Raw genomic sequence first — 14151 nt, 5'->3', positions numbered from 1 at the left:
GGTCGCCCGCCGTACAGGGGGAGGTTCTCGTGAGGCTCGGTCGTGAGGTGCACCTGGTGTCCCGGCCCGCGGGCCGGTTCCCGCAGGCGGGGGACACCAGGGTGGTGGAGGTCCCGGTCCCGGAACCGGGACCCGGCCAGGTGCTCGTCCGCAACCTGTTCATGTCGGTCGATCCCGGGCTGGTCCTGCGGATGAACGACCTGAGCGAGCTCGACATCCCCGACTTCGCGGTCGGGGCGCCGATGTGGAGCGACGCGATCGGCGAGGTCGTCGAGACCGCCGACGAACGGCTGAGCCCCGGGGACATCGTCTGGCACCGGTTCGGCTTCCGCGACTACGCGGTCGCGGAGGCCGGCGAGTTCCGCCGGGTCGACCCGGACGCCTACCCCTCGCTCACCCACCACCTGTGCTTCGGGCTGACGGCCTACGTCGGCACCGAGGTGGCGCAGATCCGGCCGGGCGACACGTTCTTCGTGTCCAGCGCGGCCGGCGCGGTGGGCAGCATGGCGGGCCAGCTGGCCCGGCTGCGGGGGGCGACCCGGGTGATCGGCTCGGCGGGCACGCCGCAGAAGGTCCGCTACCTCAGGGAGAGCCTCGGCTTCGACGAGGCCTTCGACTACCACGAGGGCGTGCGGCCTCGGCTGCCGGAGCTGGACGTGTACTACGACAACGTCGGCGGCGCCCACCTGGAGGCGGCGATCGACGCGATGCGCCCGCGCGGGCGGATCGTCATGGGCGGGCGCAACGAGGAGATCCGCACCGGTTCCTCGGAGGGCCCGCGCAACATGATGGCCGTCATCGGCAAGCGGCTCGAACTCCTCGGCTACTACACCTTCGACCACCCCGAGCTGTTCCCGGTCTTCGACGAGCGGTTCCCGAAGTGGGTGCGCTCGGGGGAGATCGTCGTCGCCGAGACGATCGTGGACGGCCTGGAGAACGGCGTGAGCGCCGCCGTCAACCTGATGCACGGCGCGTACGTCGGGAAGGTCGTGCTCCGCCTCTGACGGCACGGGCGGGCCCCACCGGAGCGGCACTCCCCGATCGGCGCGGGTGTCCATCCGGCGGGGCCCGGTTCGTCGCAGTGGCGGCAGTGGCAGCGGTGGCGGCGTGACCGGAACGCTCCCGCGCGACGGCCGAGACACCCCACCGGAGACACGGAGGAGCGATGGCGAAGGTTCTGGAACGCGGCGCCCGGGAGCGTGCGCGGTGAGCGCCCCGCAGTCGGCGGGCGCTCGGAGCACGGCGGCCCGCCTGGTGCGCGAGCGGCTGGAGATCTCGGCGCTGACCCGCCGCGCGGGCGCCGGGCTGATCGCCCTCGACGTGCTCGTCAATGTGCTGCTGGGCGCGCTGCCGGTGGTGTTCGTCGTCGCGACGGCGGTGGTGCTGGGCAAGGTGCCCGCGGCGATGGCCGGCGGCCTGGACTCGCCCGCGTGGGACTCGCTGCTCGGCGCGTTCTTCGTGGCGGCGGCGGCGTTCATCGGACAACAGGTCGTGGCGCCGGTGCGCGAGTCGGTCGGCGAGCTGGTGGCCCGACGGATCGACGGCGAGGTGATCGACGACGTGATCGCCGCCGCGACCGGTACGACGAGCGTGGGCCCGCTGGAGGACCCGCAGGTCGTGGAGGACCTGCGCACCGCCGCGCGCGAGCTGGAGACCTGGGTGCAGAGCCCGGGTCAGGCCTGCGCCGGTCAGCTCGCGCTGATCGGCCGCTACACCCAACTCGCGGGCTACGCCGGGGTGGTGGGCGCCGTCTTCTCCTGGCTGGCCGCGGCCGGGCTGGTCGTCGCCGTGATGCTGTTCCGCTACGGGCTGCGCGGCGGGCTGCGCAAGTACGCCGACGTCCGCTTCGAACTCGACGGCGCCGAGCTGAAGAACGACTACCTGCGCGAGCTCGCGATCTCCTCCGGCGCCGCCAAGGAGATCCGCGTCTTCGGCCTGAACGGCTGGCTGCGCGGCTTCTGGGGCTCCTCCTACCGGGAGTGGCTGGTGCCGCTGTGGGCGGCCCGGCGCCGCATCTACCTGTGGCCGTTCGTGTGGTTCACCGCCTGGGGCATGGCGGTGACCGCGACGGTGATGGCGCTCGTGGGGCGCGGCGCGGCCGGTCCGGGCGCCGACCTCACCCTCACCGACTTCGCCCTGGTCGTCACGGCGGCGCTCAGCGCGCTCAACCTCGGCGAGTTCTACCGCGAGTCGGACCTGCCGACGGCCGTCGGCATGCACGCCTACGGCGCCACCAAGAGCTTCCTGGGCCGCCTCGCCGCGGAGGAGCCCGTTAAGGCCGCGGCCGTCGCGGTGCCGGAACCGGCGCACACCATCACCTTCGAGAACGTCTCCTTCCACTACCCCGGCGAGGACCGCGTGATCCTCGACGGCCTGGACCTCACGCTCACCGTCGGGCGGTGCACCGCGCTCGTCGGCCTCAACGGCGCCGGCAAGACGACGCTCGTCAAGCTCCTCGCCCGCCTCTACGAGCCCACGTCCGGCACCATCAGGCTGGACGGCGTCGACATCCGCAGCTACCCCGTCGAGGCGTGGCGCGCCAAACTCGGCGTCATCTTCCAGGACTTCGCGCGGTACGAGGTCTCCGCCGCCGACAACGTCGCCTTCGGGTCCGTCGCCCACCGCGACGACCGCGCCGGCGTGGAGGCCGTCATCGACGCCGTCGGCCTGCGCGAGGCCCTGGACGGGCTGCCGCGCGGCCTCGACACCCCGCTCGCCCGCCACCTCGACGGCGGCGGCGACCTCTCCGGCGGGCAGTGGCAGCGCGTCGCCCTCGCCCGCGCCCTGTTCGCGCTGCGGCACGGCTCGCCGGTCCTCGTCCTCGACGAGCCCACCGCGAGCCTGGACGTCCGCGCCGAGGCCGGGTTCTTCCGGCAGTTCACCGAACTCTCGCGCGGGGCCACGACGCTGCTGATCTCGCACCGCTTCTCCACCGTCCGCCAGGCCGACCACATCGTGGTGCTGGAGGGCGGCCGGGTCACCGAGCAGGGCAGCCACGACGAGCTCCTCGCCGCCGAGGGCCGCTACGCCGCCCTCTTCCGCCTCCAGGCGGACCGCTTCACCGACGCCGACGGCACCACCAGCGACGACGAGACCGCGAGCACCGAAGCAGCCGGGAGCACACGATGAAGGAGACCCTGTCCGGCACCTGGCGGCTGCTCTCGATCGCCTGGAAGGTCGACTGGCGCAAGACCCTCACCGCGACCGTCCTGATGATGGCCGGCGCCGTCGCCGCCCCCCTGCTCGCCGCCTTCCTCGGCCTCATGACCGACGCCGTCGTCGAGGGCCACGGCGCCACCGCGGGCGGCTACGGGATCGTCGTCGCGGTCCTCGCCGTCGTCACGCTGTCCTTCGGCAACTTCGCCCACGTCGCCTACTTCGAACTCGCCGAACTCGCCGAACAGCACTTCGTCGAGGACCTGATCACCCTGTCCAACGGCTCCGAGGGCATCGAGCACCACGAACGCTCCGACTACGCCGACCTGGTGACCGTCCTCCAGCCCGAGAGCCGGCGCTTCCCGAACGCCTTCCAGGCCCTGTTCAGCCTGTTCGGGCTGATCCTCGCCGTGGTGTTCACCGCCGTCCTGCTCGCCCGGCTCAACCCGCTGCTCCTGCTGCTGCCGCTGGCCGCCGTCCCGCCGCTGATCGCCGGCCGCAAGGCCGAGGCCGTCACCGACCGCGCCAGGACCGCCACCGCCGAACCCACCCGCATCGCGCTCAACCTCTTCCGTCTCTCCGCCAACGCCCGCTACGCAGGCGAACTGCGGGTCTTCCGGATGAGCGGCGAACTGCGCCGCCGCCACGCCGAACTGTGGGACACCACCAGCCGCGGCCTGTGGCGCGCCAACACCCGCGCCGCCGCCGTCCGCGCCGGCGGCCAGAGCGTCTTCGGCCTCGCCTACATGGGCGCCATGATCCTGGTGATCCGCGAGGCCGTCTCCGGGCGCCACGGCGTGGGCGACGTCGTCCTCGTCATCTCGCTCGCCACCCAGGTCAACCGGCAGGTCGCCGCGGCCGTCAACCTCCTCGGCGACCTCCAGCGGATGACCGGCACGCTGCGCCGCATGGACACCATGCGCGACCTCGTCGCCCCCGCCGACACCCCCGCCGCGCGGCAGGCGCCCCCGGAGCGCTTCACCCGCGGCATCCGGCTGGACGACGTCGACTTCGCCTACCCCGGCACCGACGCCCCGGCGCTGACCGGCGTCTCGCTCGCCCTGCCGGCCGGCTCCACCGTCGCCGTCATCGGCGAGAACGGCGCCGGCAAGAGCACCCTCGTCAAGCTCCTGTGCGGCCTCTACCGCCCCACCCGCGGCCGCATCCTGCTCGACGGCACCGACCTGCGCGAACTGCCCACCGAGGAGTGGCGCGAGCGGATCGCCGCCGGCTTCCAGGACTTCGTCCGCTTCGAGCTGCCCGCCCGCCACACGGTCGGCGTCGGCGACCTGCCCCGGCTCGACGACGACGCGGCCGTCCGCGAGGCGCTCGACAAGGCCCACGCCACCGACGTCGTCGGCCAGTTGTCCGACGGCCTGGACACCCAGCTCGGCACCAGCTGGACCGAGGGCGCCGAACTCTCCGGCGGCCAGTGGCAGAAGCTCGCCCTCGGCCGGGCCCTGATGCGCGAGGCCCCGCTGCTCCTGGTCCTCGACGAACCCACCTCCGCGCTCGACCCCGAGGCCGAGCACCACCTCTTCGAGCGCTACGCGACCCAGGCCCGCACCCTCGGCGCGTCCACCGGCGCGATCACGCTCCTCGTCTCGCACCGCTTCTCCACCGTGCGCATGGCGGACCTGATCGTCGTCGTCCGCGACGGCCGCGTCGTCGAGACCGGCGACCACGCCTCCCTCATGAAGGCCGACGGCCTGTACGCGGAACTCTTCGAACTCCAGGCGCTCGCCTACAAGTAGCCGATCGCGAACGAGTCGGCGCGCCTGGCGACCTCTCCCACACACCCGTTCCCAGGAGGAACCCCTTGCGAAGATGGACCGCCCTGCTCACCACCCTGTTGACGGCGATGGCGCTCGCGGGCGCGGCCACGCCCGCGAGCGCCGACGACGGCGGCGACCCTCCCGACCTGGCCCTCGCCAAGGGCGTCACGACGCGCGGCATCATGACCCACGTCCGCGCCCTCCAGCGAATAGCCGACCACAACGCCGGCCTGCGCGCCTCGGGCACCGCCGGGTACGACGCCGCCGCCGACTACGTGGAGCGCACCCTGCGCCACTCCGGCTACGACGTCCAGGAACAGCGGTTCACCATCCCGTACTACCGGGAACTGGGCCCCGCCGCACTGACCGAGGTCTCACCCAACGCCGTCACCATCAAGGCCGACACGTTCGTCTACTCGGGCAGCGCGGACGTGACGGGCACCGTGGTGCCGACGACCAACGTGGTCGTCCCGCCGACGCCCCAGCCGAGTTCGGCCTCCGGCTGCGCCCCCGGGGACTTCCCCCCGGTGCCCGCCGGAGCCGTCCGGATCGCGCTGATCCAGCGCGGCGGCTGCGGCTTCGCGCCGAAGACGGCCAACGCGCAGGCGGCCGGCTACAAGGCCGTGATGATGTTCAACGAGGGCCAGCCCGGCCGTGACGGCCCGCTGACCGGCACGATCGGCGGGCCCACCGGCATCCCGGTGGTGGGCCTCGACTACGCGAGCGGACTCGCCCTCTACCAGGCGGCCACGTCGAGCACCGGCGCGACCGTCCACCTGGTGACCAGGACCGAGCAGAACCCCGACGCGCCGACCCGCAACATCATCGCGGAGACGCGCGGCGGCGACCCGAACCACGTCGTGCTCGTGCACGCCGAGCTCGACGCCCTGCCCAGCGGCCCCGGGATCAACGAGAACGGCACCGGCGTGGCGGCGGCCCTGGAGATCGCGCGGCAGCTCGCGCACCTGCGCGTGCCGCCGCACTACAAGGTCCGCTTCGCGTTCTTCGGCGCCGAGGAGACCCGCGCCTTCCGCGACGCCAGCGGCGCGGTCGGGCTCCAGGGCTCGCTCCACTACGTCGACACGATCGGCCCGGCCGGGGTGGCCAAGATCCTCGCGGCCGTCCACCTGGACTCGATCGGCTCGCCGAACTACACCCGCTACGTCTTCGACGGCACCGGGCCGGCCGGGTCCGACAAGATCACGAAGCTGTTCACCGACGCGTTCGCCGCGCGCGGCATGGCCACCGACCCGCACCCGCCCACGACGTTCGACGGCGACGCCGACTACGGGCCGCTGATGAACGCCGGCGTCCCCACCAGCGGCCTGTTCGGCGGCGCGGCCGAGGTCAAGACCGCGGACCAGGCCACCAAGTACGGCGGCACGGCGGGCCAGGAGAACGACCCGTGCTTCCACCAGGCCTGCGACACGATCAAGAACGTCAACCGCACCGCGGTCGGCGACTTCGGCGCCGCGGCCTGGACGGTGGTGCGCGAGCTCGCCACCAAGGGCCTGAGCTGAACGCGGTTCCCCCCTGTCCAGAACCGCTCCCCCTGTTCGTCGTGGGAGTGCGGTGACGGACGGTCCGTTCCGGCCGCCCGGTCCGATCACCGGGCGGCCGGTACCGGTTCCACCCTAGAATCGGTTTGCCGCGCATCCGTCAACTGGGAGTTGGAGCCATGAAGTTCATGCTCTTCGTCTGTGTCGACAAGGCCGCCTACGAGGGCGAGCCGCAGAAGCCGGTCGAGCCCGACGAGCCGATGCCCTGGGCCGACGAGCTCGACGCGGCCGGCATCCGCCTGCACGGCGACGAGCTGAGCCCCTACCACGCCGCCACCACCGTCCGCCTGCGCGGCGGCGAGGTCGTGCTCGGCGACGGCCCCTTCGCGGAGACCAAGGAGGTCATCGCGGGCTACGACATCATCGACTGCGCGGACCTCGACGAGGCCGTCGAGATCGCCGCCCGCCACCCCGTGGCCGAGTACGGCGTGATCGAGATCCGCCCCTTCCGCGGCTGAGCGTGGACGTCGAGTCCGCCGTCGCGGCCACCTTCCGGGCCGAATGGGCCCGGGTGGTCGCGACGCTGATCCGCACCACCGGCGACTGGGACCTCGCCGAGGAATGCGCCCAGGAGGCCTTCGCCCAGGCCCTCGCCCGCTGGCCGCAGGACGGCGTGCCCGCCCGGCCCGGCGCCTGGATCGTCACCACCGCGCGCAACCGCGCCATCGACCGGCTGCGCCGCCGCAAGGTCGAGGCCGTCAAGCTCCAGCAGATCGCCGTCGACCTGCGCCACGAGGAGGAACGGGCCCCCGCCGAGCCCAACGACATCACCGACGACCGCCTGCGGCTCATCTTCACCTGCTGCCACCCGGCGCTGCCGCTCGTCTCCCGCGTCGCCCTCACCCTGCGCACCCTCGCCGGCCTCACCACCGCCGAGATCGCCCGCGCCTGCCTGGTCTCCGAACAGACCATGGCCAAGCGACTCGTGCGCGGCAAGGAGAAGATCCGCCACTCCGGCATCCCCTACCAGGTGCCCGGCAAGGAACTCCTCCCGCAGCGCCTGCCCGGCGTCCTCGCCGTCCTCTACCTGCTCTTCAACGAGGGCTACGCCGCCTCCACCGGCGCCGACCTGCTGCGCCCCGACCTCTGCGGCGAGGCGATCCGACTCGTCCGCCTCCTCGCCCGCCTGATGCCCGACCAGCCCGAGGTGCTGGGCCTCGGCGCCCTCATGCTGCTCCACCACGCCCGCCGGGACACCCGGGTGAACCCCGACGGGGAACTCGTCCCGCTCGCCGACCAGGACCGCTCCCGCTGGCGCCGCGAGGAGATCGACGAGGGCGTCGCCCTGCTGGAGTCGGCCCTGGACCTCGGCGAGGTCGGCCACTACCAGCTCCAGGCCACCATCGCCGCCTGCCACGCCACCGCCGCCTCCGACGCGGACACCGACTGGTCCGCGATCGCCCACCTCTACGCCCGCCTCGCGAGCCTCGCCGCGTCCCCCGTCGTCGAGCTCAACCGTGCCGTGGCCGTCGCGATGGCCGAGGGCCCCGCGGCCGGCCTGGCCCTGGTCGACGAGCTCGCCGCCGGCCGCGAGCTCAGCGGCTACCACCTCCTGCCGGCCGTCCGCGCCGACCTCCTGCGCCGCCTCGAACGCTGGGACGAGGCCGCCCACGCCTACCGCCTCGCCCACGACCTGGCCACCACCGACACCGAACGCAAGTACCTGGCCCGCCGCCTGGAGGAGGTCGCCGCCTGCACGGGCCGACCGTCACGGAGCGGCGCGTCTCCCTTTCGTCCCGCTCAGCCGCGTCCCGCGGCGCCGACCTCCTGGTGATGCCCGGCTCGGGGAACGCACGGTGGAGATGCGCGCCGACCGTCCTGGCCGTTCCGGCCGCCCCGGGCGGCCGACAAACGCAGGACGGTCCGCCGACTTCCCGTCGGCGGACCGTCCAGAGCCGTTCCGGTGCCGCTAGCCCGCGTGGATCGGGGTGTTCTGGTACCCGGCGACGCGCCACTCGCCGCCGTCCTCGCGGGCCAGCATCCACGTCGCGCGGATCGCGCGCTCGCGGGCGACCTCGGTCTCGCCCGGGGCGAGGACGCCGCCCTGGGTGACCACGAGGGCGAAGTCGGGTCCGTGGAACTTGGCGGCCAGCGGATCTCCGGTCACCCGGGTGCCCTTGAACGGGCCCGCGTAGGCCTGGGCCATGAACGTGCGGATGGCCTCGCGGCCCTGCAGGAAGACGTCCCCCGCGAGGATCAGGTGGGCGTCCTCGGTGAAGAGGTCGGCGAAGGCGTCGTGGTCGTGTTCGGCCCACGCGGCGACGATGCGCTGCGGGACCTCGACGGCGGCGGCCTGGTCGGAGGTGAGCTCGGGCATGGCGGATCTCCTCGGTGGTCGGTACGGAGTGGGGGCCGGCGGCGCCCTACCTGGCGAACTGTCCCGGGGTGCGGCCCTCGCCGGCCGGGCCGCGGTAGGCCTGGGCGATCTCGAGCCACGCCTCGGCGTCGGCGCCGCTGGCGGTCACCGCCAGGTCGTCGGGGTGGCGGCGGCGGGTGACCAGCAGGCAGAAGTCCTCGGCGGGCCCGCTCACCCGGTCCGTCGCGTCGACCGGGCCGTACGCCCAGAGCGCGCCGGAGGGCGCCGTGATCTCGAAGCGGAACTCCTGGTCCGGCGTCGGCAGCTTCCGCGCCTGGTACCCGAAGTCCCATACCCGGACGGCGAATTCGACCAGCGGCCGGAGCCGGTCGGTGCGCGGGCGGTCCACGCCGAGCGCGTCCGCGATGTCCTGCCCGTGCCCGAACAGCTCCATCATCCCCGCCGCCGCCAGCACCGGGGCCGGGATCGGCCGCACCAGCCACGGCACCAGCTCCCCGGCCGGCACCTCCGCCAACGCCTTCTCGGCGGCGGCCCGTTCGGCCTGCCACAGCGCGTACAGCCGCTCCGGCGGCTCCGCGAGGTACGGCAGCAGCGCGGTCTGCACCGCCCCGTCGAAGTCCCCGCCGATCCGCGACACGATCGCCCGGAACGCGTCCGGCGCCGCGGCCGCGGTCCCGGCCATCTTGAAGGTCGCCGCCAGGTGGGCCACCTGGTGGGCGATCGTCCACCCGGGCGCCGGCGTCGGCAACCGCCACTGCTCCTCGTCCAGGTCCGCGACGAGTCGGTCGATCTCGCCGCCCTCGGCGCTCAGCGCCGCGATCACGTCCTGCGGGTCCGCCATCCTGTGTCCGTCCGTCCTGGTCTCGTCACCGGGGCGCCGGCAATCCGACGTACCGCCGGAGCCACGCCGCACCGAACCGTGCGATCAACGAACTTCAGTATGTCCCGGCCGAGTTGCCCCGCCTTCTCCGATCGTGCGGTGCCCCGGGGCGCGCCCCGCGGCGCCCCCGCACGCCAAGTGCGCAAGCTCGAAGACGGATGCGGATCCCGGCATTTGGCAGGGTGGTGTACCGGCGTGGCACAGGCCCCGCCGCACGACGGTAACCCCGCCCCTACGCATCCGCCCCACCGGGAGGACCCATGAGGACGAAAGTGGTCCAGCACCACCGGGCCCTGCTCAACCTGTTCCTGATCGTCGTCATCGGCCACTGGACGGAACACCTCGTCCAGGCCTACCAGATCTGGGGCCTCGGCCGACCCGTCCCGAAGGCCCGCGGGGTCCTCGGGGAGTTCTACCCGTGGCTGATCACCTCGGAATGGCTGCACTACGGCTACGCGATCGTCATGCTGATCGGCCTGTTCCTCCTGCGCCCCGGCTTCGTCGGGCGGGCGCGGACCTGGTGGAACATCTCCCTGGGCATCCAGTTCTGGCACCACATCGAGCACCTGTTGCTGCTCCTCCAGGCCCAGACCGGCCACTTCCTCTTCGGCCGCGCCGCGCCGACGAGTATCCTCCAACTGGTCTTCGCCCGAGTCGAGTTGCACCTCTTCTACAACACGATCGTGTTCATCCCGATGGTCGTGGCGATGTACCTCCACCTGCGGCCCAGCCCGGAGGAGGCGCACGAGATGACGTGCAGCTGCCACGCCGTCGAGCACCGGCCGCTGGCCCCGACGGGCGCATGACGCTCGCCCAGCACTCCCTGGGGAGAGCACGGAGGACCCGGAAGCCGAGCGCGACGCGCGCGTTCCAGCGGCGGATGGCCGCCGGCCTCGCCGTCCTGGTGCTGCTGCTCCTGGCCGTCGCCTGGCTGAGCTCCTCCAAACCGCTGCGGCTCGACACGGTCACGCCCGCCGACGGCACCAGCGTGGGTTCCCCGCCCGCCGAGGTGGTGCTGGCGTTCGGCGACGAGCTCCGCACGAAGTCCGTCTTCGTGCGGGTGACCGACACCGACGGCACGGCCGTCGACAGCGGCACACCGCGGCTCGACGGGCAGCGCGTGATCACACCCGTCACGATCTCCCGGCCGGGCGCCTACGTCGTCACCTACCGGCTCGCCCTGACTTCGGGCGAGGAGACCTCGGGCGTCACCGGTTTCTCCGTCGGCGCCCCCGCCACCGGCCCGCAGGGCGACACCGGGGCCGCGTCCGGCCACGCGCACGACATCGACGGCGTCTGGAACGCCGCCCTGCTCGTCGTCGACGCCGTCCTGCTGCCGGCGGCCGTCCTGCTGATGATCCGCCGCCCCCGGGTGCGCCGCAGAGCCCGCCCGGCCCCCTCCGCAGAGCCCTGAGGCCTGAGGACGACCCCTGGAGACCACACGCCGATGAGCCCCCGCCGCCGCGATCCCGCCGCCCGTCCGGCCCTGCTCGACATCGCCGCCCGCCTCCTCACCGAGGAGGGTCCGAAGGCGCTGTCGGCCCGGCGGATCGCCGCCGAGGCGGGGAGCTCGACGATGGCCCTCTACACGCACTTCGGCGGGATGAACGGCCTGGTGCGCGCGACCGTCCACGAGGGATTCGCCCGGCTGCAGCGGCACTTCGACCGGGTCCACCGCACGGCGGACCCGGTCGCCGACCTCGCCGTCCTCGGCTTCGCCTACCGCTGCAACGCGCTCGACAACCCGCACCTGTACGGGGTGATGTTCGGCGGGGCGCTGCTGGGCGGGTTCTCGGTGGGCGAGGAGGACCGGCGGCACGGCCGCTACACGCTGACGGGCGTGGTGGAGAGCGCCGCCCGCTGCATCGAGGCGGGCCGGTTCCGGGCGACGGACCCCGGGCTCGTCGCCCACCAGATGTGGTCCGCCGTGCACGGCCTGGTCACCCTCGAACTGGGCGGCTACCTCCTGTCCCCGTGGAACGCCGAGAGCTGTCTGCTCGCCCAGCTGACGGCGCTGATGGTCGGCGTCGGTGACAGCCCGTCGGACGCCGCGGCCTCGATGGCCTCCGCGCTGCTGCGGATGCCGACCGAGGTCGCGTCGCACGACGACGGGCCGCGGCAGGACGTCCCGGTCGATCCCGCGGACGTCGGCAGCTCGTGAGCGGGACGTGAGGAGGAGTCAGGAGCTCGTCAGCACCACCAGCCGCTGCGTCGCCCGCGTCATCGCGACGTAGCGGTCGACGGCGCCCTCGATCCCGTCCCCGAACGCCTGCGGGTCGACGAGGACGACCAGGTCGAACTCCAGCCCCTTCGACAGCTCCGGCGTCAACGACCGCACCCGCGGCCGCTCCTCGAACGAGGGATCCCCGATCACGCACGCGACGCCCTCGGCGTGCTCGGTCAGCCAGGCCTCGAGGACGGACTCCAGCTCCCCGACGCCCCCGTGCACGACGGGGATCCCGCTGCTGCGGATGGACGTCGGCACGTTGGCGTCCGGCAGCGCCGCCCGGATCACCGGCTCGGCCTCGGCCATGACCTCTTCCGGCGTCCGGTAGTTGACGCCGAGCGAGGCCACCTCGATCCGGTCGAGCCCGGCGCGCTCCAGCCGTTCGCGCCACGGCTCGGTGAAGCCGTGCCGGGCCTGGGCGCGGTCGCCGACGATCGTGAAGCTGCGGGACGGGCAGCGCAGGAGCAGCATCTGCCACTCGGCGTCGGTGAGTTCCTGCGCCTCGTCGACGACGATGTGCGCGAACGGGCCGGCGTACGGCTCCGGGTCGGCGACGGGCTCGGCGGCGTCGACGTCGACGAGGCTGTCGCGCAGGTCCTGCCCGCGCAGCATGGTGACGGCGCCCTCGCCGTCCTCGTCGGCTTCGAGGATGTGGTCGATGACGTCGGCCATGCGCGCGCGTTCGGCGGCGAGCGCGGCCTCGTGGCGGCGCCGGCGGCCGGCGGCCTCGCGGTCGCCGAGACGCCGGCGGGCGGCGTCGAGGAGCGGGAGGTCGGAGACCGTCCAGGCCTGGGCGTCGGCGCGCCGGAGCCGTTTCACGTCCTCCGGGGCGAGCCAGGGCGCACACAGGCGCAGGTAGGCGGGCACGGTCCAGAGGTCGCCGACGAGGTCGGTGGCGTCGAGCATCGGCCAGGCGCGGTTGAGGGCGGTGACGAGGTCCTTGTTCTGGCGCAGCGAGCGGCGGAACACCGCCGGGGAGAACCCGGCCTCGTCCTCGTCGTCCTCCGTGGCGTCCGTCTTGTCGAGGAGGATCCGGACGAGTTCCTCCCAGATCTGCTCGCGCGCCTCGTTGTGCGGGGTGCCGGGTTCGGGCGCGGCGAAGGCCTCGGCCCAGTCGTCGGCGCTCAGCCAGAGGTCGTCCCAGTAGGTCTCGACCGTCATGCCCTCGGTGGGCGGCTCCTCGTAGATCGCGACGGCCTTCTCGACGGCCTTGACCAGGTCCGCCGACGACTTGAGGCGGGCGACCTCGGGGTCCGGCTCGGTGCCGGCCGCGGCGCCCTCGGGCACGAGGTCGCGCAGGGTGCACGTCCGCACGCCCTCTTCGCCGAGGCTCGGGAGCACGTCGGAGACGTACGCCAGGTACGGCTGGTGCGGGCCGACGAACAGCACGCCGCCGCGCCGGTGCCCGAGGCGCGGGTCGGAGTACAGCAGGTAGGCGGAGCGGTGCAGGGCGACGACGGTCTTGCCGGTGCCGGGGCCGCCGTCGACGACGAGGGCGCCGCGGGATCCGGCGCGGATGATGGCGTCCTGGTCGGCCTGGATGGTGGCGAGGACGTCGCGCATGCGCTCCGAACGGTTGCTGGCGAGGCTCGCGATGAAGGCGGACTGGTCGTCGAGCGCGGCGCGTCCGTCGAGGCCGTCGGCGGTGAACACCTCGTCCCAGTAGTCGCCGATCCGCCCGCGCGTCCAGCGGTAGCGGCGGCGGCTGGCGAGGCCCATCGGGTTGGCGTGGGTGGCGGCGAAGAACGGTTCGGCGGCCGGGGCGCGCCAGTCCAGGAGCAGGCGGCGGCCGTCGCTGTCGGTCAGGCCGAGGCGCCCGATGTACACGGGCTCGCCGTCGTCGGCGCCGACGACGTGCCCGAGGCACAGGTCCGCGCCGAAGCGGCGCAGCGCGCGGAGCCGGCCGGTGAGCCGGTGGACCTCGGTGTCCCGGTCCAGCGCGCCCCGGCCGAGGCCGCCGGGCGCGCGGCGCACCGCTTCGAGGCGCTCGGTCAGTTCGGCGATCGTCTGCTCCAGGCTCTCCGCGATGGCGGCGAAGTGCGCCTCGTCGCGGGCGATCAGCGCCGGGTCGGCCTTGTGGGCGAGCCGTTCGGGAAGGTCGAAAACGCCGCCGGACAGGGGGTAGGTGGCATCGGTGGAGGACAAACGCGCACGCACTTCGTGAATCTCCCGTTTCCGCAGTTCTCGGCGTTGAGGCGGTAAGTCTGCGGGAGGAGGGGGGCCTTGCCGCAAGGCCC

The 14151-nt window shown here is 73.4% G+C and carries 12 protein-coding genes; 9 read left to right on the top strand and 3 right to left on the bottom strand.

Features of this window, described 5'->3' with window-relative positions; all coding sequences use genetic code 11:
- Positions 1-29: 29 nt before the first annotated feature.
- From PUR71_RS17005 to PUR71_RS16980, 6 genes are all read left to right on the top strand, one after another.
- Positions 30-1004 (top strand): NADP-dependent oxidoreductase, encoded by a 975-nt coding sequence (locus PUR71_RS17005; RefSeq protein ID WP_329927839.1) that lies wholly within the window; start codon positions 30-32, stop codon positions 1002-1004.
- Between the two features lie 202 nt (positions 1005-1206).
- Positions 1207-3129, top strand: a complete 1923-nt coding sequence (locus PUR71_RS17000; protein WP_329927838.1) for an ABC transporter ATP-binding protein — start codon at positions 1207-1209, stop codon at positions 3127-3129.
- On the top strand, positions 3126-4910 hold the full coding sequence (locus PUR71_RS16995; RefSeq protein ID WP_329927837.1) for an ABC transporter ATP-binding protein: 1785 nt from the start codon (positions 3126-3128) through the stop codon (positions 4908-4910). The genes PUR71_RS17000 and PUR71_RS16995 overlap by 4 nt, the downstream gene beginning before the upstream one ends.
- Positions 4911-4975: 65 nt before the next feature.
- Positions 4976-6451, top strand: coding sequence for a M28 family peptidase (locus tag PUR71_RS16990; RefSeq protein ID WP_329927836.1), 1476 nt, complete (start codon positions 4976-4978; stop codon positions 6449-6451).
- A gap of 158 nt (positions 6452-6609) precedes the next feature.
- Positions 6610-6948, top strand: a complete 339-nt coding sequence (locus tag PUR71_RS16985; RefSeq protein WP_329927835.1) for a YciI family protein — start codon at positions 6610-6612, stop codon at positions 6946-6948.
- A 2-nt stretch (positions 6949-6950) separates the two neighbouring features.
- Positions 6951-8264, top strand: coding sequence for an RNA polymerase sigma factor (locus tag PUR71_RS16980; protein ID WP_329927834.1), 1314 nt, complete (start codon positions 6951-6953; stop codon positions 8262-8264).
- Between the two features lie 135 nt (positions 8265-8399).
- On the opposite strand, the gene PUR71_RS16975 is transcribed toward PUR71_RS16980, so the two are convergent.
- Together PUR71_RS16975 and PUR71_RS16970 are read right to left on the bottom strand one after the other, a co-directional pair.
- Positions 8400-8807, bottom strand: a complete 408-nt coding sequence (locus PUR71_RS16975; protein WP_329927833.1) for an SgcJ/EcaC family oxidoreductase — start codon at positions 8805-8807, stop codon at positions 8400-8402.
- Between the two features lie 46 nt (positions 8808-8853).
- Positions 8854-9648, bottom strand: a complete 795-nt coding sequence (locus PUR71_RS16970) for a TIGR03084 family metal-binding protein (protein WP_329927832.1) — start codon at positions 9646-9648, stop codon at positions 8854-8856.
- A gap of 299 nt (positions 9649-9947) precedes the next feature.
- Between PUR71_RS16970 and PUR71_RS16965 the strand changes: the two genes are divergently transcribed.
- The 3 genes from PUR71_RS16965 to PUR71_RS16955 all read left to right on the top strand — a co-directional run bounded on the left by PUR71_RS16965 (position 9948) and on the right by PUR71_RS16955 (position 11848).
- Positions 9948-10493, top strand: coding sequence for a hypothetical protein (locus tag PUR71_RS16965; protein WP_329927831.1), 546 nt, complete (start codon positions 9948-9950; stop codon positions 10491-10493).
- A 74-nt stretch (positions 10494-10567) separates the two neighbouring features.
- The gene (locus PUR71_RS16960; RefSeq protein WP_329927830.1) at positions 10568-11101 is read left to right on the top strand and encodes a copper resistance CopC family protein; all 534 of its coding nucleotides are present in this window, start codon (positions 10568-10570) and stop codon (positions 11099-11101) included.
- A gap of 33 nt (positions 11102-11134) precedes the next feature.
- On the top strand, positions 11135-11848 hold the full coding sequence (locus PUR71_RS16955) for a TetR/AcrR family transcriptional regulator (RefSeq protein WP_329927829.1): 714 nt from the start codon (positions 11135-11137) through the stop codon (positions 11846-11848).
- Positions 11849-11866: 18 nt separating this feature from the next.
- Here PUR71_RS16955 and helR read toward each other — a convergent pair whose 3' ends face one another.
- On the bottom strand, positions 11867-14071 hold the full coding sequence (gene helR / locus PUR71_RS16950) for an RNA polymerase recycling motor ATPase HelR (protein ID WP_329927828.1): 2205 nt from the start codon (positions 14069-14071) through the stop codon (positions 11867-11869).
- Between the last annotated feature and the right edge of the window lie 80 nt (positions 14072-14151).

Source organism: Streptomyces sp. SP17BM10 (genome assembly GCF_036322405.1).
In the GTDB taxonomy this organism is placed as follows: Bacteria; Actinomycetota; Actinomycetes; order Streptomycetales; family Streptomycetaceae; genus Kitasatospora.
Note: the sequence above shows the minus strand (reverse complement) of the source record. Positions and strands in the feature narration are given on the sequence as shown.

What these genes read in the sequence shown, in the direction of transcription:
- PUR71_RS16975 (WP_329927833.1), bottom strand. Translation starts at nt 8,807, where the DNA reads ATGCCCGAGCTCACCTCCGACCAGGCCGCCGCCGTCGAGGTCCCGCAG.
- PUR71_RS16955 (WP_329927829.1), top strand. Translation starts at nt 11,135, where the DNA reads ATGAGCCCCCGCCGCCGCGATCCCGCCGCCCGTCCGGCCCTGCTCGAC.
- PUR71_RS16965 (WP_329927831.1), top strand. Translation starts at nt 9,948, where the DNA reads ATGAGGACGAAAGTGGTCCAGCACCACCGGGCCCTGCTCAACCTGTTC.
- PUR71_RS16995 (WP_329927837.1), top strand. Translation starts at nt 3,126, where the DNA reads ATGAAGGAGACCCTGTCCGGCACCTGGCGGCTGCTCTCGATCGCCTGG.
- PUR71_RS16985 (WP_329927835.1), top strand. Translation starts at nt 6,610, where the DNA reads ATGAAGTTCATGCTCTTCGTCTGTGTCGACAAGGCCGCCTACGAGGGC.
- PUR71_RS16970 (WP_329927832.1), bottom strand. Translation starts at nt 9,648, where the DNA reads ATGGCGGACCCGCAGGACGTGATCGCGGCGCTGAGCGCCGAGGGCGGC.
- PUR71_RS16960 (WP_329927830.1), top strand. Translation starts at nt 10,568, where the DNA reads ATGGCCGCCGGCCTCGCCGTCCTGGTGCTGCTGCTCCTGGCCGTCGCC.